Source organism: Atopomonas hussainii (assembly GCF_900109735.1).
Classification (GTDB): Bacteria; Pseudomonadota; Gammaproteobacteria; order Pseudomonadales; family Pseudomonadaceae; genus Atopomonas; species Atopomonas hussainii.
In genome coordinates this window covers 34,198-57,337 of the sequence record NZ_FOAS01000021.1, presented here as the reverse complement: position 1 = coordinate 57,337, position 23,140 = coordinate 34,198, and the positions used below count along the sequence as shown (strand labels likewise).

Genomic DNA, 23,140 nt, shown 5'->3' with positions numbered 1-23,140 from the left:
GCCAGTTGCAAGAGCAAATAGAACGCCTGAAAGCCAAAGTGCGCGCCAAAGTCGAGCATCCCTTTCACGTGGTTAAAAATCTGTTTCATTACCGCAAAACGCGCTATCGCGGTCTGACGAAAAACACGGCGCAGCTGTTCAGCCTGTTTGGCTTCGCGAATTTGCTGCTATCCAAGCGACATTTGATGCGTGCTCACGGGATAAATCCGTCTTGCTGACGGGAAATGGCCTCTACGGAGGCTGCGCTAACGCCAAAAGGCGCTAGTCATGCGGGGAATCGAGCTGGTTTTCTGATTTTGCGCTGCGAATCGGCACTGGTGCTGGTGTGAGGCTTAATAAATCAGCGTTTCCCTAGCGGCATTGCGCCTTCGCGGATCGTCTTGGCGGGTTTTTCACAAGGCGGCGCGGTCGCCCTGCACTGCGCTTACCGCATCTTGCAACAACCACTGGCGGGGGTGATTGGCCTCTCCACGTATCTACTCAACAGTGGCGAGCCGGCCAATGCGACCAACCTTGCACAAACACCCTTGCTCTATCTGCACGGCCAGCGCGACGACGTAGTGCCATTCCGCCTTGGGCAACACGCCTGTGCAGCGCTGAGCGAGCTGGGCGTGTCACTGACCGCTTACCAGCACGCTGGCTACCACGAAGTGCCCGCCAGCTGCCTAGAGTTGATTCAAACATGGCTAAGCGAGCGACTGCCTTGAGCGGCCAACAGGTCTAAGGCTACCGTTCGTCGCCGAGCAATTTGCGTATTACCCCACCCTGAACCAGTCTTGCCGGATGGCCAAACGCCAGCCAACGCAGGATTGTTATGTCGCACGACCACTGGCAGACACTGCTAGCGCAACTTCAGCAGGCGGACCTCTTTCAAGGTCTACCGGCAAAGGCTATGCGCGCGTTTTGCCATCAAGCGCAAACCCTTCAGCTCGATGCCGGGCAAACCCTGCTAAACCCCGAGCAGGACAACCACGCCTTGTTTATCCTGCTTGAGGGCGAACTGCTTGTGCACCTAAGCCCCGGCGAGCCGTTGCCTATCGCCACCTTAAAAGCCGGCAGCTGCTGTGGTGAGCTGAGCTTTCTCCAAGAAGAAAAACCCTGTGCTTATGTCACCGCCAGCCGACCTTGCACCCTGCTGCGCCTTACCCAAAGCCACTTACCTAACCTACTAAAAAGTTACCCACAGCTGGCTTTAAACCTGATTAACCTACTCAGCCAACGGCTGCGGCATAGCACGCAAGCACTGCACGCTAGCGAGCAAAACGCCAATATCGACAGCCTTACCGGGCTATACAATCGGCGCCGTCTAGAAGACATTTACGAGCGCGAAAGCACCCGCTGTGCGTACGACAACCTGCCGCTTAATCTGCTGATTCTCGATGTCGACTTATTTAAGGATTACAACGACCAGCACGGCCATATCGCCGGCGACTTCGCCTTAATGCTGGTGGCTGACACACTGCGCCACGAGCTACGCCCCAAAGACGCCATTGCACGCTTTGGCGGCGAAGAGTTTGTAGTGCTGCTACCGGAGCTCAACAGCCGTCAGTCGACCTCAGTAGGCCAGCGGTTACGCCAACGTTTAGCGAAAACCAGCGAGTTTCACTGCCCCATGGGCACCCTACCCGGCGTTACGGCCTCGATTGGGCTGGCGCAGATGCGCCAAGGCGACTCGCTGATTAGCTTAATCAGCCGCGCCGACCGCGCCCTCTACCGCGCCAAGCAGCGCGGCCGCAATCAAGTTTGCCGCGCTTGACAGACACACAGCCTTACTGCTTAAACACTGCGCGTTTTGCCGCAAATGCCGTAAACTGCCGCCATCTATCACTTTGCATACCGAGACGCCCGTGCTTAAAGCACTGAAAAAATTTATCGGCCAAGACGCCAGCGAACCCTCTTCAAGCGCCGCCGCAGCCGCTACCACGCCCAACCCAGCGCGCGCCGCTAGCGACAATGACAACCGCAACGCAGACAGCGCCAGCAAAAAACGCAAGCCACGCAAGCGCAAGCCAAAAACCGAGCGTAGCGTTGAAGCGCCATGGTCGCTGGACGAGTTCCCAGTAGCGGCGGAAGAAGGCAAAACCCGCTTCCACGATTTCAACCTGCCTCTGTCGCTGATGCGCGCCATTCATAGCGAAGGCTTTCAGTACTGCACGCCGATTCAGGCGCAAGTGCTCGGCTACACGTTAAAAGGCCGCGACGCCATTGGCCGCGCACAAACCGGCACCGGCAAAACCGCGGCGTTTTTGGTCTCCACCATTACTCAGCTGCTGCAATTACCACCGCCAGACGAACGCTACATGGGCGAGCCGCGCGCGCTGATCATTGCGCCGACCCGCGAGCTGGTCATGCAGATTGCTAAAGATGCCGAAGCCCTCACCCGCTTCTGCGGCCTGAATGTGATGGCCATGGTCGGCGGCATGGATTTCGAGCGTCAGCGCAAGCAGCTGGAAGCCCGTTACTGCGACATCTTAGTAGCCACCCCCGGCCGCCTGTTGGACTTCAACCAGCGCGGCGACGTGCATCTGGATATGGTCGAAGTGCTGGTGCTCGACGAAGCCGACCGCATGCTCGACATGGGCTTTATTCCTGACGTGCGTAAAATCGTGCGTCAGACTCCGTTTAAGGGCGAGCGGCAGACCCTGTTCTTCTCCGCCACCTTCACCGATGACGTGATGAACCTCGCCGAGCAGTGGACGGTTAACCCGCAGATCGTCGAAATCGAGCCGGAAAACGTCGCCAGCGATACCGTTGAGCAACACGTCTACATGGTCAGCCGCCAAGACAAATACACCCTGCTGTACAACCTGGTCAGCCAGAACAACTGGGAACGGGTCATGGTGTTTGCCAACCGCAAGGTGGAAGTCAGCCGCATCGAAGAGCGCCTGCGCAAAGACGGCATCAGCGTGGCGCAGATGTCTGGCGACGTACCGCAGCAAAAACGCATCCGCGTGCTGGAAGGCTTCCGCGAAGGCAAGATTCGCGTGCTCGTGGCCACCGACGTCGCCGGCCGCGGCATTCACGTGGATGGCGTCAGCCACGTGATCAACTACACCCTGCCCGAAGTGCCCGATGACTACGTGCACCGCATCGGCCGAACTGGCCGTGCTGGCACCACCGGCACCTCAATCAGCTTTGCCGACGAAGACTCCAGCTTTGCCCTAGAGCCGATCTGGGAAAAACTCGGCCGCAGCCTACCCTGCGAGATGCCGCCGGCGGAGCTACTCGCCGACGTCCCCCGTCAGCGCTCCTAACCCCCAACAGCCCGGTTCTTACCGGGCTGTTGCTTTTCAACGACACAAACACACACATGATCTGGCAGCAGCACAACCAACAACTAACTAAGCTACACCCCCGGTGGCCCTTTCAACGACCCGGAAGAGGTCAGACCACCTTCACCACCGTCTAGGAGACACCATGCGCACCTACCAACCTCTCGTCGCCTTGCTGTTCCCCCTATTACTGACTGCCTGCGGCAGTGACGAGGCTCCCCCCAGCGCCGAAGTGGTGCGCCCGGTTAAGCTGATCAGCGTGGCCGACTTGAGCAACAGCTTAGTGCGCGAGTTTCCCGCCCGCATTCAAGCCACCCAAGAGGCCGAACTGTCGTTTCGCGTGAGTGGTGAATTAAAAGAGCTGCCTGTCCTACAAGGCCAATCGGTGAAGAAAGGCGACTTGATCGCTGCCCTCGACCCCGCCGATTACGCCCTCAAAGTCAAAGATCGCCAAGCCACTTACGACTTAGCGCGTGCGCAGTTCCAACGCATGGCCAAGCTGGTGGAGCGGGAAATGGTCTCGCGCGCCGAGTACGACCAGAAAAAAGCCCAGCTCAATTCCGCTGAGGCCGCACTGAAAATGGCTAAGCAGGAGCTCGACTACACGCGCCTGCGCGCCCCGTTTGACGGCGTGATCGCCGCCACCTTCCTAGATAACTTCCAGGTTGTGCAAGCCAAGCAGCCGATCGCCACCATCCAAGCAGGTAACCGCTTAGACGCCACCTTCCAAGTACCAGAGAACCTACTCACCAGCGTGCGCAGCGAGCGCCGTGGCTACCATCCGCAGGTGCGTTTAGATAGCGCCGGCGGCTTACTACTCGACTCCGTGGTCAAAGAGTTCTCCACCATTCCCGACACTAAGACGCTGTCCTATCAAGTCACCGTGAGTTTCGAGAAGCCAGCCAACCTCACCGCCCTGCCCGGCATGAGCGCCACGGTCATCGTCGATTTCGCCAAGCTGTACGACAACAGCGAAGCCCCATTGCTGATTCCCGTGGAAGCCGTCTTCAGCCCCGACAATAGCGACGCCGACACCCAAGTGGTGTGGGTCGCCAGCACCGACGCGGCGGGTGTGCTGCGCGTTAACCAACGCCCAGTCACCGTTGGCCCCATCAGCGGCGAAGGCATTCAGATCCTCGATGGTTTAAGTGCTGGCGAGCAGGTGGTTGCCGCTGGCGGCCGCGAACTGCATGAAGGCGCCGCCGTTAAGCCTTGGGTTCGCGAGCGGGGGCTGTAATGAATAATCTCGCTGGCTACTTTATCGAGCACAAAGTCACCAGTTGGTTGGTGACTTTGTTGTTAGGCATTGGCGGCATGATCGCGTTCTTAGAGCTCGGCCGTCTTGAAGACCCCGCCTTCACCATCAAAACCGCCATTGTCACCGCGCAATACCCCGGCGCTTCGCCACAACAGGTCGAAGAGGAAGTCACCTACCCGCTGGAGAACGCCATCCAGCAGCTGCCCTATATCGACAAGATCCGCTCCATCTCCAGTAATGGTTTGAGTCAGATCACCGTCGATATTCAAAGCACCTACGGCCCCGATGATCTGCCGCAAATCTGGGACGAGCTGCGGCGCAAGGTCAACGACCTCACCCCACGCCTGCCACCGGGAGTAAAAGCCCCGGTGGTCAACGATGATTTCGGCGATGTATTCGGTGTCTGGTTAAACATCTCCGGTCCGGGCTATAGCTACCAAGAGCTACGCGATTTTGCCGACTTACTGCGCCGCGAGCTGGTGCTGGTACCCGGCGTGGGCAAAGTGGCGCTCAACGGCACGCTGCAAGAAGAAGTGCAGATCGAAATCTCGCGCACCAAGATGACCGCCCTAGGCATCGCTCCCGACCAAGTGTTTGGCATTTTGCAAAGCCAGAACGTGGTCTCCAATGCCGGTAGCGTGCGAGTCGGTAGCGAATATATCCGCCTGCACCCAACGGGCGAATTTAGCCAAGTGGCCGAGCTAGAGCGGGTGCTGATCAGCGAACCGGGCGCCACCCAACTGATCTATCTCGGCGATATCGCCACCATTCGCCGCGGCTTTGCCGAAATACCCAGCAACTTGTACCGCTACAACGGCGAGCGCGCCTTAGCTCTAGGCGTATCGTTTGCCCCTAAAGTCAACGTGGTGAATGCCGGGCATGCAGTACTCGCCCGCTTAGCCGAGCTGGATGGCGAACGCCCTGCGGGCATGCACATCGACACCTTCTATAACCAGGCCGTCGAGGTGGATGCTTCGGTACAGAGCTTCGTGCTCAACTTCCTCGCCTCGGTGGTGATCGTGGTCGGCATCTTGCTGATCTTCATGGGCGCACGCAGTGGCTTGTTGATCGGTCTGATTCTCGCCCTGACAGTGCTTGGCAGTTTCGTCTTTATGAAGCTGTGGGGCATCGAACTGCAGCGCATTTCTCTCGGCGCTCTGGTGATTGCCTTGGGGATGTTGGTGGACAACGCCATTGTGGTGGTCGAAGGCATCTTGGTTGGCCTGCAGCGCGGGCAAAGCAAGCTGCAAGCGGCCAACGCCATCGTCAAACAAACCGCCATGCCGCTGCTCGGCGCCACCGTGATTGCCGTATTGGCCTTTGCGCCTATTGGTCTATCCAGCGATGCCACCGGCGAATACTGCTATTCGTTGTTCCAGGTGCTGCTGATCTCACTGATGCTCAGCTGGGTAACGGCCATCACCATTACCCCGTTCTTCTGCGCCTTGTTGTTTAAAGAGCAAATCGCCAATGGCGAAAGCGCCGACAATGACCCGTATAAAGGGGTGATTTTCGTTCTGTATCGCAAGCTGCTGGATTTCTGCATGCGTTACCGCGCGGCTACGTTGCTGTTACTGGCCGGCTTACTGGTCGTCGCCATTGCTGGGTTCGGCATGGTACGGCAGAGCTTCTTCCCGCCGTCCAACACGCCGATGTTCTTCGCCGATATCTGGCTGCCACAAGGCACCGACATCCGCGACACAGAAGCCGCCGTCGAAGCCGCCGAGAAAATCATTCTCGCCGACCCACGCGTCGACCGTGCAGTGAGCACCATTGGCCGGGGCGCGATGCGCTTTATCCTCACCTACGACCCGGAAAAAACCTACGCCAACTACGCCCAAGTGCTGATCCGCACCCATCGTCAGGAGGATATTCTGCCGCTGATCGACGCTCTGGATCAGCAATTGCCCGAGGCACTGCCCAACATCACCCTGAAGTTCCGCCAGCTGATGCTTGGCCCCGGCGGCGGCGCTAAGATCGAGGCCCGCTTTAGCGGCGCCGACCCGGCGGTGCTGCGCCAATTGGGCTACCAAGCGCAGCAGATTCTGCACAACGACATTGTGGCTACTGGGGTTATGCATGATTGGCGCAATCGCACTAAGGTCATCCGCCCCCAGCTGGATGAAGCACAGGCACGCTCGACCGGCATCAACAAGTCGGAGCTGGATCAGGTACTGCTGACCAATTTCTCCGGCATGCAGGTCGGCCTGTACCGCGATGGCACCCGCATGTTGCCCATCATCACCCGCCCACCGGCTGGTGAGCGCTTAGATGCCAGCCAGATGAACAACCTGCAAGTCTGGAGCCCGGCACTACGCGCCTATATTCCAGTTAGCCAGGTGGTCAGCCAGTTTGTCACCGAATGGGAAGACCCCCTGGTAATGCGCCGCAATCGCCACCGCACGTTAACCGTGATGGCCGACCCGAGCATCATTAGCGGGCAAACCGCCCCCCAGATGATGGCTCGCGTGCAACAGCAGATTGAAGCCATCGAGCTGCCCGCCGGCTACACCTTTGAATGGGGTGGCGAACTGGAAAACTCGCAGAAAGCTCAGACCGCCGTTTTCGGCGCGTTACCGCTGGGCTTCTTGGTGATGTTCATTATCACCGTGCTGCTGTTTGACTCGTTCCGTCAGGCCAGCGTGATCTGGATTACCGTGCCACTGGCCATCATCGGCGTCACCGCCGGCTTCTTGCTCACCGGCATTCCCTTCGGCTTTATGGCGCTACTGGGCTTCTTAAGCCTGTCGGGCATGCTGATTAAAAACGGCATCGTGCTGGTGGATGAAATCAACCTGCAACTGGCGAGCGGTAAAGACCCGTTCGATTGCGTGGTGGATGCCGCCGTCAGCCGCGTGCGCCCCGTCTCCATGGCCGCACTGACCACCATCCTCGGTATGGCACCGCTGCTTGGCGATGCCTTCTTCCAGAGCATGGCCGTGGTCATCATGTTCGGCCTCGCGGCCGCAACCATACTCACCCTCGTGGTGGTGCCGGTGCTGTTCACCCTGTTCCACGGCATTAAACCGCAGCTACAAACGGCGTAAGCCGCCACATACAACAAAGGGGCTGATTGGCCCCTTTGTTGTGTTAATGCCTAACCACCGGTCACAGTGGGAAAGAACGCCACCTCATCGCCATCGGCGCAGCTGGTCTCAAGCGATACCAGCTCTTGGTTCACCGCGCACATCAGGCTGCTTTCTGCCAGCACCTGCCAAGCACCGCCACGCGCCAGCAAGGCATCGCGCACGTCGGCTAGGGTTTGCCATTCGGTTTGCCACGGCAGTTGCTCGCCGTCGCTGCCTAGTGTTTCGCGGTAGCGGGCAAAGTATTTCACGTTAAGCATCGCTAACCTCCTCGGCGCGGTAGTGGCCGCTTTTGCCGCCGCTCTTTTCTAGCAAGCGCACTTGTTCGATCAACATGCCTTTATCCACCGCTTTGCACATGTCATACAGGGTCAACGCTGCCACGCTGGCGGCGGTGAGCGCTTCCATCTCCACGCCGGTTTGCCCAGCTAGCTTGCAAGTGGCTTGAATATGCACGCGGTCGGCACCACTCGGCGTTAGCTCGACCTTTACCGAAGTGAGCATCAGCGGATGGCACAAGGGGATTAAGTCCGGCGTGCGCTTAGCCGCTTGAATACCGGCGATTCGCGCCACGGCGAGCACATCACCTTTGGGGTGGCCGCCTTGCTGGATCAGCTGCAAGGTGGTCGGCAGCATGCGCACCCAGGCTTCAGCGGTGGCACTACGTTGGGTAACGGCTTTCTCGGTGACATCCACCATGCGCGCTTGGCCTTGCGCGTCGATATGACTGAGCACGTAGCGCCCTCCTTAAACAAACATACCGGCATTGTAACCACAGTGGCGCGCGCAAAGCTGACGCAGAGCAAGCGCGAATAAAAAACGCCACGCGCTTTACAGGGCGTGGCGTTGGTTAGGCTGCGCGTTACAGGTTGGCTTCGGCAAATTCCGCTAACGGCGAACGTGGCACCCCTTGCAGGTGAATATGCGCGCCAAAGGGGAAGTCTTTAAAGCGCTCGGTGAGGTAGGTCAAGCCGGAGCTAGGCGCCGACAAATACGGCGTATCGATCTGCGCCAAGTTGCCCAAACAGACCACTTTGGTGCCGTTACCGGCCCGAGTGATGATGGTTTTGATTTGATGCGGGGTTAAGTTTTGGCATTCATCAATCAAGATAAAGCTCTGCTGAAAGCTGCGCCCACGAATGTAATTCAGCGATTTGAACTGCATCGGCACCTTGCTGAGGATGTAGTCCACACTGCCGTGGGTGCTTTCGTCATCCATATGCAGGGCTTCGAGGTTATCGGTAATGGCGCCGAGCCACGGCTCCATTTTCTCCGCCTCGGTGCCGGGCAAAAAGCCGATATCGGCATCCAGTCCTTGCGTGCTGCGGGTGGCAATTATGCGCCGGTAACGCTTATCCACCATGGTCTGCTCAATGGCGGCGGCCAGAGCCAGAATGGTTTTCCCCGAACCTGCCGCACCAGTGAGGTTCACCAAGTGAATATCCGGGTCGAGCAGGCTATACAGCGCCAAGGCTTGATAAATATCGCGCGGCTTTAACCCCCACGCCTCTTGGTGCAGCAAAGGCTCTTTGTGTAAGTCGAGCAAACGCAGGTTCTTGCCGTCGACTTCTTTAACCCAGCCAACAAACCCCTGCTCATCGATGATGAACTCGTTGATATTCACCGAGGGCAAATTATCGGTCAGCTGCACGCGATGCCACGTGCGCCCGGTGCCTTGTTCGGTTTCCACCTTATGCACACGATCCCAAAAACTGCCGTCGACGTTGTGATAACCACTAGGCAGCAGGTCGATGTCGTCGACCAACTGGTCGGTGTGGTAGTCCTCGGCATCCACCCCGCAGGCACGCGCTTTCAGGCGCATATTGATGTCTTTACTGACCAGCACCACCCGCCCGCCGGGGCGACGGCTTTTTAACTCGACCAGCTGGTTGATGATTTTGTTGTCGTTAAGGTTTTCTGGCAGGTAGGTGATGGGCTCGGCACGTTTATTCATCAGAATCGACAAGCTGCCGCTGGGGCCTGACTTATCGCGAATAATCGGCACGCCTTCTTCCACTTGCTCGGGCGTGGCATCGCCGAGCACTTTATCGATCAAGCGAATGGCTTGCCGGCATTCGGCAGCCACGCTGTGTTTACCGCTTTTTAGCTGATCGAGTTCCTCCAGCACGGTCATCGGCAGCACCACACGGTGCTCCTGAAAATTCAGCAAAGCATTGGGATCGTGAATCAGAACATTGGTGTCGAGAACGTAACAGGTGGGCTGAGTCGGCGTGCGTCCGCGTGCGGCCATAGAGCATTCCCCTTTGCCAATGAATGGTCGGTCGGCGCGGTGCGCTTCGCCCCCCGAATTGCTCCGCGCTTAATTAACCTTTAGCGCAAAAACTGTGTCAGCACTAAGACAAAATTGTTATTTCACCGGCAAAAATTTCGCCACAGCGATGATTTACCCCATCGGCGCTGGGCTGCTTTAAACTATGTGCCCGCCATTTTTTAAGCTAGCCACCATGAGTCAACTGCCTGCCTGCCCGAAGTGCGAATCGCCCTACACCTACGAAGACGGCCTGATGCTGATCTGCCCCGAATGCGCCCATGAGTGGAATGCCGATGGCAGCACCAACAGCAGCGATGCTGAGCGAGTGATCAAAGACTCAGTCGGCAATCTGCTGGCCGACGGCGACACCGTGACCGTGATTAAAGACCTCAAGGTCAAAGGCAGCTCGCTGGTGGTTAAGGTCGGCACTAAAGTGAAAAACATCCGTCTGTGCGATGGCGACCACGATATCGACTGCAAAATCGACGGCATCGGCGCCATGAAGCTGAAAAGCGAATTCGTCAAAAAAGCCTAAACGCAACCCCGCACCACCTTGGCATGCGCCAGCCCAGCTGAGCTGCCAAGGTTTGTCACTGTTTGCCCGCTAAGAGCGTTCGCCAAGCAAGCGACTTGCTTATCATTCCGCGAGTGCGTAAAAAATTGCCTTACTTTGCCTTTGCGCCTTTGACGGTCAAAGGTTTGCCGCCAATACTGTTATAAAAATAAAACGCGTGGATCCGGACTTGCCACAGACCTCATCAGCCAACAGCTTGTCGTTAAAACTGCTCCGCGCAGTGCTACTTGCCGCCTTGGTAGTGGGCATAGTGCTGAGCTGTGCGCAAATCATCTACAGCGCTTACCAAACACGACAAAGCATTGACCACGACGCCGAACGCATTCTGGCCATGGTGCGCGACCCCTCAACGCAGGCGGTGTACAGCCTCGACCATGAGATGGCTCGCCAAGTGGTGGAAGGTTTGTTCCAGCACGAAGCCGTGCAAGAAGCGGAAATCGGCAACCCCGGTGAAGCACCGCTGGCAGAAAAACGCCGCGCGCTGCAAGAACGGCCGACCCGCTGGATCACCGACCCGATCCTCGCCAAGCAGCAACCTTATTCGGTCAAGCTCTACGGCCAAGCGCCGTACCGCGAATACTACGGCGACCTCTCCATCACCCTAGACACCGCCGGCTATGGCGAGCTGCTGGTGTCTAACTCGGTGATTATCTTTATCTCTGGCATCCTGCGTGCCATGGCCATGGCGTTGATTTTGTTCCTCATCTATCACTGGATGCTGACCAAACCGCTGGCGAAAATCATCGAACACCTGTCGGACATCAACCCCGACCGCCCCGGCCAGCGCCAACTGCCGATGCTCAAAGGCCATGAAAGCAACGAACTAGGCCAGTGGATTACCACCGCCAACCAACTGCTGACCTCTATCGAGCGCAACTCCAACCTGCGCCGCGAGGCCGAAGACAGCCTGCTGCGTCTGTCGCAATACGATTTCTTAACCGGTTTGCCCAACCGCTTAATGCTGCAACAGCAGCTACAGCGCTTGCTGGAAGATGCCAACAAGCACCACAAAGGCATCGCCGTGCTGTGTGTGGGCCTGGATGACTTTAAAGGCATTAACGAAACCCACGGCTATCAGACTGGCGACGCCCTGTTGATTGCCTTGGCCGAACGTCTACGCGCCAGCAGTGAAGGCCTAGGCGGCCTCGCCCGTTTAGGCGGCGACCAATTTGCTTTAGTACTCACCGACATCGATCAGCCGTATCAAGCCGCCGCGCTTGCCCAGCAAGTGCTCGACGACCTCGACCGGCCGTTTGTACTGATGCAAATCGAAGTACGCCTGCGCGCCACCATCGGCATCACCTTGTTCCCTGATGACGGCGACAGCGCGGAAAAACTGCTGCAAAAAGCCGAACAAACCATGACGCTGGCGAAAACCCGCTCGCGCAACCGTTACCAGTTCTACATCGCCAGCCTCGACAGCGAAATGCGTCAGCGCCGCGAGCTGGATCAAGAACTGCGCGAAGCTCTACCGCGCGGTCAGCTGCACTTGGTGTATCAACCGCAAGTCGATTACCGCAATCATCAGGTGATCGGTGTGGAAGCGCTGATCCGTTGGATTCACCCCGAGCGCGGCTTTATTCCACCGGACCAGTTCATTCCGCTGGCCGAACAAAACGGCAGCATCATCAGCATTGGCGAATGGGTGCTCGACCAAGCCTGTCAGCAGCTGCGCGAGTGGCATGACCAAGGCTTTACCGAGCTGCGCATGGCGGTCAACTTATCCACCGTACAGCTGCACCACAGCGAACTACCGCGCCTCGTCAGCAACCTGATGCAGCGCCACCGCCTGCCGGGCAAGAGTTTAGAGCTAGAAGTGACCGAAACCGGCCTGATGGAAGACATCACCGCCGCCGCACGTCACCTGCACAGCCTACGCCGCTCCGGCGCGTTGATCGCGATTGACGACTTTGGTACCGGCTACTCGTCGCTGAGCTACCTACGCAGCCTGCCGCTGGACAAGATCAAGATCGACAAGAGCTTCGTGCAAGATCTGCTCGAGGACGAAGAAGACGCCACCATCGTGCGCGCCATTATTCAGCTGGCCAAGAGCTTGAATATGCAGGTGATTGCCGAAGGTGTAGAAACCCTCGAACAAGAGGCCTACATCATCGAGCACGGCTGTAACGAAGGCCAGGGCTATCTGTACAGCAAGCCGCTGCCAGCCAAAGAGCTGACCTTGTACTTGAAGCAAACCCAGCGTCTAACCCAAGCGGCGCGCGGCAGCGAGTAAGCCTTGCTGCCGATTTCGCCAAACCTCATTCGCCTGTGCGTTGCCGTACTGTTACCCGCTACAGCGTGCTTGGGTTACTACCGCGTAGAAGCGCTAGCGCCAGCAAGCCCATGGCTAAGCGCAGCGATCATCCTCGCCTACCCCGTTAGCCTCATGGGTTTTGCCGGGGTGCTGCTGTGCTTACGGCAGACACCCATCAAAACCAGCCTACTGGTGCTCGCCAGCGCCGCCACGCTGCTGCCTATTGGCTTAATTCAGACGCTAAGCAACTAACGCCATTAACCCAATAGCCAGCCGTTCTTTAGGCAAATCCAAATCACCCCACCAGTACCGCCCAACACGGCGACAAAACCTGCCAGTGCATGCCAGCGATAATGCTTCGCCAGTTCATCTTCGCCCATGCTTGAAAGCACAAACGGCAACTGACCGGGGTCGGCTAAACGGTGTTGGTCGCCTTGACGCAGGCGGCTTTTAAACCGCTTTTGCGCTTCCCAGCTGGCCTCTTGGCGCATGCGTGTCCACTCTTGCTCGTCCAGCTCGCCGTTGCGGTCGTAGTCGAAGCGGCGCAGAAGCGCTGGGTAGTCTTGCTTCCACTCGCGCACCACGCTGCCAACTTCCTGCGCCTCGTTAAACCCTTCGCGCGCGGCACCGTGAGAGCTGAAGTGGCCAAGCGCATACAGCGGCTCGCCCGCATGTAAGCGCTCCTCGGTATAGCGGTATTCGCCAGCAAAAAAACTGCCGATAAAGCTCAACGTATCAACCCGCAACGGGTGGCGCTGATTACCTTTCCAGACCTGCTTGGTCTGCGGCTTAACATCGGCGCCGCGCGGATCGATCATGCAGGTGCCCGTGCCATCGGCAAATAAGAAGCTAGCGCCACTGACCTCGCTCTCCACGGTACGCCACTCGCGCTTGTTGCCACTGCCGGTACGCTCCTCGATCTTGAATCGCCACCACGCGCAAGGCGTGCCGGTCAACGGCGCCTTCTGCATAGCTTCTGGCTCACCTTGCACGGTGCCGTACAGCTCGACAAAGCCTTGCGCGGCGGAGCGGATTTTCGAGGTCGGGGTGTCTTCTAACAGGCGCGCGCGTGACAGGTTGCGGAAAAACCAAAAGCCGCCACCGAACACGCCTACCGCCGAGAGCAGCAGAACAAAAATCGCTTCTTGCATGCTAATCAGCCAAACAACTTGGCCATGTCGACATCGGCTTTCTCAGCGTCGCTGAACTGCAGCAAATCGGCCGCTTTAAAGGCAAACCACTTGGCGATCAGCACATCGGGGAATTGCTCGATGCGCACGTTGTTGCGGTTCACCGCGTCGTTGTACAGCTCGCGGCGATCGGCGATGCCGTTTTCCAATCCAGTGATGCGCTCGGCCAAGTGGCGAAAGCTCTCGTTGGCTTTCAGCTCAGGGTAGTTTTCCGCCAGCGCAAACAGCTGGCCCAAGCCCATGCGCAAGCCGGTTTCGGCTTTCCCTAAGGCGGGCACATCACCTTGCTCGCGGGCACTGGCCACAGCGCTGCGCGCGGCAATCACTTGCTCCAGCGTGGTGCGCTCGTGAGTCATGTATTGCTTGCAGGTTTCCACCAGCTTAGGCAGCTCGTCGTGACGCTGCTTGAGCAACACATCGATATTCGACCACGCCTTGCTAACCCCGTGCTTCAGGTTAACCAAGCCGTTGTACAGCACTACGCCATAACCCAGCGCCAGAATCACCACCACTAACACCACAATGCTCGAACTCGACATCGCTCTACTCCTTGATTGATACAGGTCATTGTAACGAGTCATTTCCGCCTACGGCAGCAACGAATCCACACCCTGGGGTTTCTATTAATGAGAATTTTTCGCATTATATTTAGCTCTAACGCTTAACCGCTTTTAAACAAGACCAAGGGATCCCACATGAACTGCACTCGACTGGCCGGCGCTTCGCTGCTGGCAATCAGCATTGCTCTGGCCGGCTGCGGCCAAGAAGAGCCTGCCAAGCCAGCTGCTCAGGCGGCTGCTCCCGCCACCACCGACGCCCCCGCAGCCACCGTGGCAAAACCGACCAGTGCTGAGCAAGCCGCTGTGGTAAGCCACTACGCCGACCTCGCTTTGGCCGTCTTTGAAGATGCCCTGACCACCGGCAAAGCCCTGCAAGCGAGCATTGACGCGCTACTGGCCGAGCCCACCCAAGCCAATCTGGAAGCCGCGCGTAGCGCCTGGATTGCCGCCCGCAAGCCCTACATGCAGACCGAAGTGTTCCGCTTTGGTAACGCTGTGGTCGACGACTGGGAAGGCCAACTCAACGCCTGGCCGCTGGACGAAGGCCTGATCGACTATGTTGCTGGCGACTATCAACACGCCCTGGGCAACCCCGGCGCCAGCGCCAATATCATCGCCAACGCAAAGCTGACCATGGGTGATCAAACCCTGGATCTGGCCACCCTAACCCCTGAGCTGCTGGCCGAGCTGAACGAGCTGGGCGGCTCCGAAGCCAACGTCGCCACCGGCTACCACGCCATCGAATTCCTGCTCTGGGGCCAAGACCTCAACGGCACCAACCCCGGCGCCGGCAACCGTCAGGCTAGCGACTTTGTACAAGGTGAAGGCTGCACCAACGGTTTCTGCGACCGTCGCGCGGCATACCTGAAAGCCGTCACCACCCTGCTGATCACCGACCTCGAGTACATGGTCGGCCAGTGGCAAGCCGACAACGCCGACAACTACCGCGCCACCCTGCTCAGCGAAGCGCCCGAGCAAGGCCTGCGCAAGATGCTGTTCGGCATGGGCAGCCTGTCGTTGGGTGAACTGGCTGGCGAGCGCATGAAAGTGGCGCTGGAAGCCAACTCCACCGAAGACGAGCACGACTGTTTCAGCGACAACACCCACAACTCGCACTTCTACAACGCCAAAGGCGTGCGCAATGTGTACTTGGGCGAATACACCCGCGCCGATGGCAACGTAGTGAAAGGCGCCAGCCTGAGCGATTTGGTGAAAGCCGCCAACGCCGATGCCGACAGCAAGTTGCAAGCTGAACTGGCCGCCTCAGAAGCCGCGCTGCAGAAGCTGGTGGATAGCGCCAACAATGGCACCCACTTCGACCAGCTGATTGCTGCCGACAACACCGCAGGTAATGCTCTGGTGACAGGCGCTATCAACGCGTTAGTGGCGCAAACCAGCGGTATCGAAGCCGCCGCTGCCGCGATTGGCATTACCGAACTGAACCCGGACACCGCCGACCATCAGTTCTAATTGTTCACCGGAAGGCACTGATGCCTTAGCCTCAGTGCCTTCTTAGGCGCCGCACACAAGGATAGGTGCGGCACCGCCCCGCCGTACTCGAGGCCACCCCTGTGCCACGTTTTATCGTTTTGCTCAGCGCCCTGTTGCTGAGTGCCTGTAGCGACCCCCAACACGCCTACCAAAGCGGCGAAGAGCTGCCCGGCGGTAACAGCAGTGTTAGCGCCAGTGGCAGCCAAGCGTTTTCTTTACCTTCGGCAAACTTGCCGCCATCCCGCCGGGTGGATTTTGCCGTGGGTAACAGTTTCTTCCGTAACCCCTGGGTAATCGCCCCCGCCACCACCACGGCGCGCGATGGCTTGGGCCCGCTGTTTAACACCAACGCCTGCCAAAATTGCCATATCCGCGATGGCCGTGGCCGCGCGCCGTTAGAGGGCGCCACCCAAGTCACCTCGTTACTGGTGCGCTTATCGATTCCCGCCAACGCCGCCGATGCGCAAACGCTAAAGCAGCACGGCAATGTGCCGGACCCCATCTACGGCGGCCAACTGCAAGATTCAGGCATTCCCGGCATCGACCGCGAAGCGCTGGTGCGTGTGCACTGGCAAGAACACACCGTCATCCTGGCTGACGGCACGCAGATTAGCCTGCGCAAACCGCAGCTGGATTTGCACGCCTTTAACTACGGCGCGCCGCACCCTGCGCTACAAACCTCGCTGCGTTTAGCGCCGCCGATGATTGGCTTGGGGCTGCTGGAAGCGATTCCTGAAGCCGATATTCTCGCCAATGCCGACCCCGACGACCGCAACGGCGATGGCATCGCCGGTATGGCCAATCAAGTGTGGGATATCCAGCGCCAGCAGACTGTGCTTGGCCGCTTTGGCTGGAAGGCCGGCCAACCGACGCTGAACCAACAAAACGCCGCCGCCTTTGCCGGCGACCTTGGCCTGACCAGCGCGCTGTTTCCCCATGATGACTGCACTGACGCACAAACCGCCTGCTTACAAGCCCCGCACGGCGGCGAGCCGGAAGTCAGCGATGCGGTGCTGAAACAAGTGCTGCTCTACAGCCGCAACCTCGCTGTGCCTAAACGCCGCCATGCACAAGATCCGGACGTTCTAGCCGGTAAAACCCTATTCCAGCAAAGCGGCTGCGCAGCTTGTCACACGCCCAGCTTCAGCACTGGCAAGGCCGCCGAGCCCGAGCAAAGCAACCAGCGTATTTGGCCGTATAGCGACTTGCTGCTGCATGACATGGGCGAAGGGCTGGCAGATAATCGCGGCGAATTTTTAGCCAATGGCCGCCAATGGCGCACCGCGCCGCTGTGGGGCATTGGCCATACTGAAGCCGTCAGCGGCAACGTCAGCTTGTTACATGATGGCCGCGCGCGCTCGGTGCTAGAAGCCACTCTGTGGCACGGCGGCGAAGCACAAACCGCGCGCGATCGGGTTGTGCAATTAAGCAGCAGAGAACGCCAACAACTGCTGCGCTTTATTAACTCCTTGTGAGGCTCCCCATGCGCTTACGCTTTGCTGCCCCGTTGCTCTTTGCTGTGCTCGCCGGCTGCGACACACCGCCCGCCGATACGGTCACGGTGGTCAATCAGCTGAGTCAACAAATGCTGGCCGACTATCAACACTGGGCCAGCGCCAGCGCCGCACTGGCCAATAGCACGCAAGCCCTCTGCCAGCAAGGCGGTAGCCTGACTGCCAGCCAGCAAAGCTGGCGCGAGGCTTTTAACGCCTGGGCGGCCTTGCAACCGGCCTTAATTGGCCCGTTGGCCGAGCAAAATCGCAGCTGGCAGGTGCAATTCTGGCCCGACAAAAAGAACCTCGTCGGCCGCCAAGTGAAGATGCTGCTCGACGCAAACCCGAGCATCGACCAAGCACAACTGGATAAATCCAGCGTGGTGCTGCAAGGCTTAAGCGCCGCCGAATACCTGTTGTTTGACCAGAGCATCGACCTAAGTCAAACCGAGCAACAAGCCCGCTACTGCGGTTTACTGCTGGCGATTGGCGGGCACCAAACGCAGCTCTCGCAAGATATGCTCAGCGCTTGGCAAGGCGCGCAAGGCTTTGCCGCCACCCTCAGCAACACCCCTAACCAGCGCTTTGCCGAGCCGCAAGAAAGCCTCGCCGAACTGCTGCGCACACAGGTATCCAGCCTAGAGCTGATGAAGAAAAAACTCGGCACCGCTATTGGCCGCCTGAGCAAAGGCATCGCCCAGCCCTATCAAGCCGAAGCATGGCGCGCCGATGCCAGCCTCGACAGCCTGCGCGCCAGCTTAGCCAGCCTGCAAACACTGTGGGGGCAAGCGCAGCAAGTTGGCCTGCGTGATCTGGTGAACGATGCCGCCCTGCGTGAGCGTATCGAGCACCAACATGCGCAAACCCACGACACCTTTGCCGCGTTTACCTCCGGCCTGCAAAGCCTGCTCAGCAACAGCGACGACCAACAACGCTTAGACAAGGCTTACCTCGAGCTGGCCGAGCTACAGCGCCTGTACGAGAAAGACCTAGCACGCGCACTGAACATTCAAATGGGCTTCAACGCCCACGATGGTGACTAATGAACCGTCGCCAACTGCTTAGCCTTGGCCTGCTCGGTTTAGCCGGCGCCAGCCTAGGCCACTGGGCTTTTTCACCCGCCAGTCACAGCCCGCTGATTTACTCGGCGCGCAGCAATGCCCAAGGCCAGCACTTTGCCTGCGCGTGGCACTTAGATGGCCAACTGGCCTTCGAACAGCCCGTCGCGCAACGCTGCCACGATATTCTGCCGCTACCCGATGGCAGTGCACTGTTTGTTGCCCGCCGCCCCGGCACTCAGCTGTATTGGTTTAGCCCCAGCGGTGAGCTACGCCAAACGCTTAACAGCAGCGCCGACCGCCACTTCTATGGCCATGCCGTGCTCAGCCCCGACGGCCAACACATTTACGCCACCGAGAACGACACCCGCCAGCCGGGCCGCGGTGTGCTCGGGGTGTACCGCCTAGACCAGCAGATCAGCAAACAAGCTGAACTCAGCAGCCACGGCATTGGCCCACATCAGCTGCTGTGGCTGCCGCAGTCAGGTTTACTCGCCGTGGCCAATGGCGGCATTCGTACCGAAGCCGATAGCCGCGAGGCGATGAATCTTGAACACATGCAGGCCAGCCTAGTGCTAATGCACGGCGATGGCCGCTTGGTGAGCCAAGAAACCCTGTCCGAGCGACAAAACAGCCTGCGTCACTTAGCCGTAGCCGCCGATGACACGCTAGTCTGCGGCCAGCAATACATGGGCAACAGCCGCGACCGGGTTGACCTGCTCGCCATCAAACGCCCCGGCCAAGCACTGAGCGCCTTCCCGGTCGCCGAAGCGCAGCGCGCTGGCATGCAGCAATACACCGCCAGCCTCGCCATCCACAGCGAACAGCGAGTGCTCGCCGTCACCCTGCCGCGCGGCAATCGCGTGCAAGCCTGGCACCTCGACAGCGGTCAACTGCTGCACGACGCGCCGCTGCCGGATTGCGCGGGTGTTGCTGCGGTGCGCGAAGGCTTTGTCGTCTCATCTGGCCAAGGCCGTTGCCGCTTACTAAGCCTAACCGCCGAAGGCATCCACACCACCGCACTGGCCTTACCCGCCGGCGGCTGGGATAACCACTGGCGCCTTAGCTAAAAGTGCGAGCTTGATCACTTCAGCAAACGCAGCAACCAGCGGTTAAACACCCAAGCACACAGCCAACCAGCAGCGGCGCAGACCAGCAGCACCGTGAGGGCTTTTTGCCCGAAGTCGGTGTCGCCCACGCCCGGAGCGATAAACACGCAGGCGCTGAGTGCGCCGCCCCACAGCCCGCTGCGCGATGACAAGCTTGCCTGACGGCGTTTTGGCCAGATCAGCACGAGGTTAAACAAACCGGCCAACGCCGCCGGCAGCAAGCCGAAAAAGTAGGCGTAATGCAGCCAACCCGGCAGCGCCAGCACGCTGGTGATGCCAAACAGCGGCAGGCTCAGTAAACCGCCCAGCAAAGGGCCGAGTAGCGCAAAGCCAAACAGGCTTAATAGCAGCGCGGCCAGTACTCGCAATCCATATCGCATTAGCGCACCTGCTCCGCACTCAAGTTAGTCACCGGCTTACGCAGGGCGGCGGGTAAGTCCAGCAAGTCGTCTTCGAAGCTTTCCAGCGGTGGCTGGCGTTTTTCGAAGCGGCTGCCGAGCACCAGCATGCACGGGGTGAACAGTAAGGTCAGTACCGTGGCGAAGGTCAGGCCGCCGGCAATGGCGCTGGATAGCTGCGTCCACCATTGGGTAGACGGCGAGCCGATGGACAGCTCTGCGCCCAGCAGGTCGACGTTCATGCCCAGCACCATAGGGATTAAGCCCAGCACGGTCGTGACCGCCGTGAGTAGCACCGGGCGCAAACGCAAGCAGCCGGTTTCCAGTGCTGCATCGTAGGGGCTGAGGCCCTGACGGCGCAGTTGGTTGTAGGTGTCGATCAGGACGATGTTGTTGTTCACCACGATGCCGGCCAAGGCGATCAGGCCCATGCCGACCATCACCACACCGAACGACTGGCCGTTAAACAGCAAGCCCAGCAGCACGCCGGCGGTGGACAAGACAATCGCCGAAAGCACCAGCAGCGACTGGTAAATGCTGTTGAACTGGGTGACCAGAATCAGCGCCATGAGGAAGATCGCCACCATAAAGGCAGTCATCAGGAAGGTGCCGGCTTCTTTCTGGTCGGCATCTTCGCCGCCCAAGCGTACTTGCACGCCTTGCGGTGGTTCGCCGACGGCGGCCAACAGCGCCGGCAGACGTTCGTCGAGGCGGAAGCCTTCCTCAAAGTCGGCCTGCACGGTAATCGTCCGCTTGCCATCCACACGGCGCAGGGTGCCGACCTTAGGCGCCGGCGTTAAGGTGACAAAGTTGCCCATCGGCACTTGGCCTTTAGCGGTGTTCAGCGTGAGGCGATTGAACTGATCGAGCGAACGCCAGTTATCCGGCATACGCACGCGGATATCCACTTCGTCGGTGGCATCTTCCGGGCGGTAGGTGGCGACTTTCAGGCCGTTGGTGACCATCTGCACCGCGTTACCCACGCTCAGCACATCGGCGCCAAAGCGCGCGGCGGCTTCGCGGTCGACGGTGATGCGCCACTCGATACCCGGCAAGGCGCGGTCGTCTTCGAGGTCTTTAAAACCGCCGAGCTGTTCCATTTCCACCAGCAGTTTGTCGACAAACGCCGAGCTGGCCTCGGGGTCGAGGCTGGTGATTTTGATATTCAGCGGTTTGCCATCGCTGGGGCCGTTTTCCTGTTTACGGAATTCGAGAACCACCCCCGGCACATCGGCGCTGCGTTGGCGCATTTCTTCCAAGATCTGATTGGCCGGGCGACGCTCGCGCCAATCCACAAACTGGAATTGCAGCACGCCGATCACATCGGCAGCCAAGCGGTTATCGCCCTGCGCGAAGGAGCGCGCATACAGCGCCTTGACCTCGCTCATGCCCAGCACGCGCTGCTCCACTTGCTTGAGCACGGCGTCTTTTTCTTGAATCGACAGATCGCCACGGGTGCGCACCATAATCTGCGCGCTTTCTGGTTCAACATCGGGGAAGAACTCGAAGCCGTGGTTGAACTTGCCATACGCCACGTAGATCAGCACCACGGCGGCGAGCATGGCAAACAAGGTAGTCGCCGGGCGCTTGAGCAGCGCCGCCAGCACGCGGCGGTAACCATGCCCTGCGCGGCTAGCGTCGGCATGGTTGGCATCCACCGTGCCGCCGGTGACTGCGCCGAGCACCGGCATAAAGATCAGCGCCATGGCCAGCGAGGCCGACAGGCAGACGATCACCGTGGCCGGCAGGTATTTCATAAACTGACCCACCACACCGGGCCAGAACAGCAGCGGGATAAACACCACCACAGTGGTCGCGGTCGAGGCAATCACCGGCCAAGCCATGCGCGTGGCGGCGTTGACCCACGCTTGGCGCGGGCTTTGGCCTTGCGCCAAGTAACGGTCGGCCAGCTCCGACACCACGATGGCGCCGTCCACCAGCATGCCGGCAACCAGAATCAGGCTGAACAACACCACAATGTTGAGCGTGTAGCCCATCAGCCAGATCAGCAAAATGCCGGTAAAGAAGGCACCGGGAATGGTCACCCCAACCAGCAACGCAGGGCGCACGCCCATGGTCGCCATGATCAAAATCAGCACCAGCACGATAGCCACCAACACGTTGTTCAGCAGGTCGCTGAGCATGTTGGAGACCTCTTTGGACTGATCCATGATGTAGCTGACTTCAATCCCCTCGGGCAGCAAAGGCTTGGCCTGCTCCATCAGGGCTTTGACCTGCTCGATAGTCTCGATGATGTTGGCGCCGCTGCGCTTGGACACCTCCAGCACCACCGCCGGTTGGCCATTAATACGCGCAAAGCCTTCCGGGTCTTTGAAGGTGCGTCTTATCGTGGCGACGTCGGCGAAGGTCACCACGCTGTCGCCATCGACTTTGATCGGCAGGCTGAGCACGTCTTCGAGGTCTTCAATCACCCCCGGCACTTTCATCGCCATGCGGCCGGCGCCGGTATCCAAACTACCGGCAGCGACCAGCTTGTTGTTGCGGGTAACAAAACCAGCCAGCTCGGCGTAATCGATGCCGTAGCTGTCCAGCACTTGCGGGTCGACGAGGATTTCCAGCAGGTCTTCGCGGTCACCGCCGATTTCCACCGACAGTACTTGGGCGATGCCTTCGATGTTGTCTTTCAGGCGCCGGGCGATATACACCAGCTCTTGTTCAGACAGCGGGCCGGACAAACCAATCGACAGCACCGGGAACAGGGCCACGTTGATCTCGTGTACTTCCGGCTCTTCGGCTTCTTCGGGCAGTTTGCTGCGCGCGTTATCCACCTTCTCGCGCACATCGGCCAGCGCCTGTTTGGCGTTAAAGCCGGCATCGAACTCCATGGTCACCGAAGCGTGGCCTTCGCTGGCCACCGACTTCATTTCTTTAATGCCTTCGAGGCTACGCAGCTCTTGCTCCATGGGCCGAACCAGCAAACGCTCGGCGTCTTCTGGGGCGATGCCTTCGAGGCTCATGGACACGTAAATCACCGGAATACTGACATCCGGGTTGGATTCCTTGGGGATCACCAGGTACGCGGCAAACCCGCCGATCACCAAGAACAGCAAGGCCAACAGGCTGGTGCGACTGCGGTCGAGCGCCGCAGCAATCAGCGTATGCAT

The 23,140-nt window shown here is 59.2% G+C and carries 20 protein-coding genes; 13 read left to right on the top strand and 7 right to left on the bottom strand.

What is annotated here, in order from left to right:
- From BMX80_RS16800 to BMX80_RS16775, 6 genes are all read left to right on the top strand, one after another.
- On the top strand, nucleotides 1-218 hold a 218-nt coding region (locus tag BMX80_RS16800), incomplete at its 5' end, for a transposase (protein WP_139213993.1).
- Between the two features lie 117 nt (nucleotides 219-335).
- Nucleotides 336-707, top strand: a complete 372-nt coding sequence (locus BMX80_RS16795) for an alpha/beta hydrolase (protein WP_083394364.1) — start codon at nucleotides 336-338, stop codon at nucleotides 705-707.
- A 185-nt stretch (nucleotides 708-892) separates the two neighbouring features.
- Nucleotides 893-1,756, top strand: coding sequence for a GGDEF domain-containing protein (locus BMX80_RS16790; protein WP_328586317.1), 864 nt, complete (start codon nucleotides 893-895; stop codon nucleotides 1,754-1,756).
- 91 nt (nucleotides 1,757-1,847) lie between these two features.
- Entirely contained in the window at nucleotides 1,848-3,254 is a 1,407-nt protein-coding gene (gene rhlB / locus BMX80_RS16785; RefSeq protein WP_074870594.1) for an ATP-dependent RNA helicase RhlB, read from the top strand.
- Nucleotides 3,255-3,417: 163 nt separating this feature from the next.
- A complete protein-coding gene (locus tag BMX80_RS16780) occupies nucleotides 3,418-4,509 on the top strand; it encodes an efflux RND transporter periplasmic adaptor subunit (RefSeq protein WP_074870592.1) in 1,092 nt (363 codons plus the stop codon).
- Nucleotides 4,509-7,577, top strand: a complete 3,069-nt coding sequence (locus BMX80_RS16775; RefSeq protein WP_071872015.1) for an efflux RND transporter permease subunit — start codon at nucleotides 4,509-4,511, stop codon at nucleotides 7,575-7,577. Before BMX80_RS16780 ends, BMX80_RS16775 begins: the two co-directional genes overlap by 1 nt.
- 50 nt (nucleotides 7,578-7,627) lie before the next feature.
- On the opposite strand, the gene BMX80_RS16770 is transcribed toward BMX80_RS16775, so the two are convergent.
- The 3 genes from BMX80_RS16770 to BMX80_RS16760 all read right to left on the bottom strand — a co-directional run bounded on the left by BMX80_RS16770 (nucleotide 7,628) and on the right by BMX80_RS16760 (nucleotide 9,867).
- Complete coding sequence (locus BMX80_RS16770) at nucleotides 7,628-7,876, bottom strand: MoaD/ThiS family protein (protein WP_071871794.1); 249 nt, start codon at nucleotides 7,874-7,876, stop codon at nucleotides 7,628-7,630.
- Nucleotides 7,869-8,351 (bottom strand): cyclic pyranopterin monophosphate synthase MoaC, encoded by a 483-nt coding sequence (moaC, locus tag BMX80_RS16765; protein ID WP_074870590.1) that lies wholly within the window; start codon nucleotides 8,349-8,351, stop codon nucleotides 7,869-7,871. Before moaC ends, BMX80_RS16770 begins: the two co-directional genes overlap by 8 nt.
- 127 nt (nucleotides 8,352-8,478) lie before the next feature.
- Nucleotides 8,479-9,867, bottom strand: a complete 1,389-nt coding sequence (locus tag BMX80_RS16760; protein WP_071871796.1) for a PhoH family protein — start codon at nucleotides 9,865-9,867, stop codon at nucleotides 8,479-8,481.
- A 214-nt stretch (nucleotides 9,868-10,081) separates the two neighbouring features.
- Between BMX80_RS16760 and BMX80_RS16755 the strand changes: the two genes are divergently transcribed.
- The 3 genes from BMX80_RS16755 (at nucleotide 10,082) to BMX80_RS17735 (ending at nucleotide 12,968) form a co-directional block, all read left to right on the top strand.
- Entirely contained in the window at nucleotides 10,082-10,423 is a 342-nt protein-coding gene (locus BMX80_RS16755) for a zinc ribbon domain-containing protein YjdM (protein ID WP_074870603.1), read from the top strand.
- A gap of 208 nt (nucleotides 10,424-10,631) precedes the next feature.
- Nucleotides 10,632-12,695 carry a putative bifunctional diguanylate cyclase/phosphodiesterase gene (locus tag BMX80_RS16750; protein ID WP_071871953.1) on the top strand — a complete coding sequence of 688 codons (2,064 nt, stop codon included), beginning with the start codon at nucleotides 10,632-10,634 and terminating at the stop codon, nucleotides 12,693-12,695.
- A 3-nt stretch (nucleotides 12,696-12,698) separates the two neighbouring features.
- Nucleotides 12,699-12,968: a hypothetical protein gene (locus BMX80_RS17735; RefSeq protein ID WP_139214200.1), complete on the top strand. Its 270-nt coding sequence runs from the start codon at nucleotides 12,699-12,701 to the stop codon at nucleotides 12,966-12,968.
- Nucleotides 12,969-12,973: 5 nt separating this feature from the next.
- Here the strand turns inward: BMX80_RS17735 and BMX80_RS16745 are convergent, their stop codons facing one another.
- Together BMX80_RS16745 and BMX80_RS16740 are read right to left on the bottom strand one after the other, a co-directional pair.
- Nucleotides 12,974-13,867 (bottom strand): GIDE domain-containing protein, encoded by an 894-nt coding sequence (locus BMX80_RS16745; RefSeq protein WP_074870589.1) that lies wholly within the window; start codon nucleotides 13,865-13,867, stop codon nucleotides 12,974-12,976.
- 5 nt (nucleotides 13,868-13,872) lie between these two features.
- On the bottom strand, nucleotides 13,873-14,445 hold the full coding sequence (locus tag BMX80_RS16740) for a LemA family protein (protein WP_071871798.1): 573 nt from the start codon (nucleotides 14,443-14,445) through the stop codon (nucleotides 13,873-13,875).
- 156 nt (nucleotides 14,446-14,601) lie between these two features.
- Here BMX80_RS16740 and BMX80_RS16735 point away from each other — a divergent pair, with 156 nt between their 5' ends.
- The 4 genes from BMX80_RS16735 to BMX80_RS16720 all read left to right on the top strand — a co-directional run bounded on the left by BMX80_RS16735 (nucleotide 14,602) and on the right by BMX80_RS16720 (nucleotide 19,578).
- Nucleotides 14,602-15,936: an imelysin family protein gene (locus BMX80_RS16735; RefSeq protein ID WP_074870587.1), complete on the top strand. Its 1,335-nt coding sequence runs from the start codon at nucleotides 14,602-14,604 to the stop codon at nucleotides 15,934-15,936.
- A gap of 101 nt (nucleotides 15,937-16,037) precedes the next feature.
- Nucleotides 16,038-17,432, top strand: coding sequence for a di-heme oxidoreductase family protein (locus BMX80_RS16730; protein WP_074870601.1), 1,395 nt, complete (start codon nucleotides 16,038-16,040; stop codon nucleotides 17,430-17,432).
- An 8-nt stretch (nucleotides 17,433-17,440) separates the two neighbouring features.
- Nucleotides 17,441-18,493, top strand: coding sequence for an imelysin family protein (locus BMX80_RS16725; protein ID WP_074870585.1), 1,053 nt, complete (start codon nucleotides 17,441-17,443; stop codon nucleotides 18,491-18,493).
- A complete protein-coding gene (locus BMX80_RS16720; protein WP_074870583.1) occupies nucleotides 18,493-19,578 on the top strand; it encodes a DUF1513 domain-containing protein in 1,086 nt (361 codons plus the stop codon). Before BMX80_RS16725 ends, BMX80_RS16720 begins: the two co-directional genes overlap by 1 nt.
- 14 nt (nucleotides 19,579-19,592) lie before the next feature.
- Here BMX80_RS16720 and BMX80_RS16715 read toward each other — a convergent pair whose 3' ends face one another.
- Together BMX80_RS16715 and BMX80_RS16710 are read right to left on the bottom strand one after the other, a co-directional pair.
- On the bottom strand, nucleotides 19,593-19,997 hold the full coding sequence (locus BMX80_RS16715) for a hypothetical protein (protein ID WP_139214198.1): 405 nt from the start codon (nucleotides 19,995-19,997) through the stop codon (nucleotides 19,593-19,595).
- Nucleotides 19,997-23,140: an efflux RND transporter permease subunit gene (locus BMX80_RS16710; protein ID WP_074870580.1), complete on the bottom strand. Its 3,144-nt coding sequence runs from the start codon at nucleotides 23,138-23,140 to the stop codon at nucleotides 19,997-19,999. Before BMX80_RS16710 ends, BMX80_RS16715 begins: the two co-directional genes overlap by 1 nt.

What these genes read in the sequence shown, in the direction of transcription:
- BMX80_RS16790 (WP_328586317.1), top strand. Translation starts at nt 893, where the DNA reads ATGCGCGCGTTTTGCCATCAAGCGCAAACCCTTCAGCTCGATGCCGGG.
- BMX80_RS16780 (WP_074870592.1), top strand. Translation starts at nt 3,418, where the DNA reads ATGCGCACCTACCAACCTCTCGTCGCCTTGCTGTTCCCCCTATTACTG.
- BMX80_RS16775 (WP_071872015.1), top strand. Translation starts at nt 4,509, where the DNA reads ATGAATAATCTCGCTGGCTACTTTATCGAGCACAAAGTCACCAGTTGG.
- BMX80_RS16770 (WP_071871794.1), bottom strand. Translation starts at nt 7,876, where the DNA reads ATGCTTAACGTGAAATACTTTGCCCGCTACCGCGAAACACTAGGCAGC.
- BMX80_RS16760 (WP_071871796.1), bottom strand. Translation starts at nt 9,867, where the DNA reads ATGGCCGCACGCGGACGCACGCCGACTCAGCCCACCTGTTACGTTCTC.
- BMX80_RS16755 (WP_074870603.1), top strand. Translation starts at nt 10,082, where the DNA reads ATGAGTCAACTGCCTGCCTGCCCGAAGTGCGAATCGCCCTACACCTAC.
- BMX80_RS16745 (WP_074870589.1), bottom strand. Translation starts at nt 13,867, where the DNA reads ATGCAAGAAGCGATTTTTGTTCTGCTGCTCTCGGCGGTAGGCGTGTTC.
- BMX80_RS16740 (WP_071871798.1), bottom strand. Translation starts at nt 14,445, where the DNA reads ATGTCGAGTTCGAGCATTGTGGTGTTAGTGGTGGTGATTCTGGCGCTG.
- BMX80_RS16735 (WP_074870587.1), top strand. Translation starts at nt 14,602, where the DNA reads ATGAACTGCACTCGACTGGCCGGCGCTTCGCTGCTGGCAATCAGCATT.
- BMX80_RS16725 (WP_074870585.1), top strand. Translation starts at nt 17,441, where the DNA reads ATGCGCTTACGCTTTGCTGCCCCGTTGCTCTTTGCTGTGCTCGCCGGC.
- BMX80_RS16720 (WP_074870583.1), top strand. Translation starts at nt 18,493, where the DNA reads ATGAACCGTCGCCAACTGCTTAGCCTTGGCCTGCTCGGTTTAGCCGGC.
- BMX80_RS16715 (WP_139214198.1), bottom strand. Translation starts at nt 19,997, where the DNA reads ATGCGATATGGATTGCGAGTACTGGCCGCGCTGCTATTAAGCCTGTTT.
- BMX80_RS16710 (WP_074870580.1), bottom strand. Translation starts at nt 23,140, where the DNA reads ATGCATACGCTGATTGCTGCGGCGCTCGACCGCAGTCGCACCAGCCTG.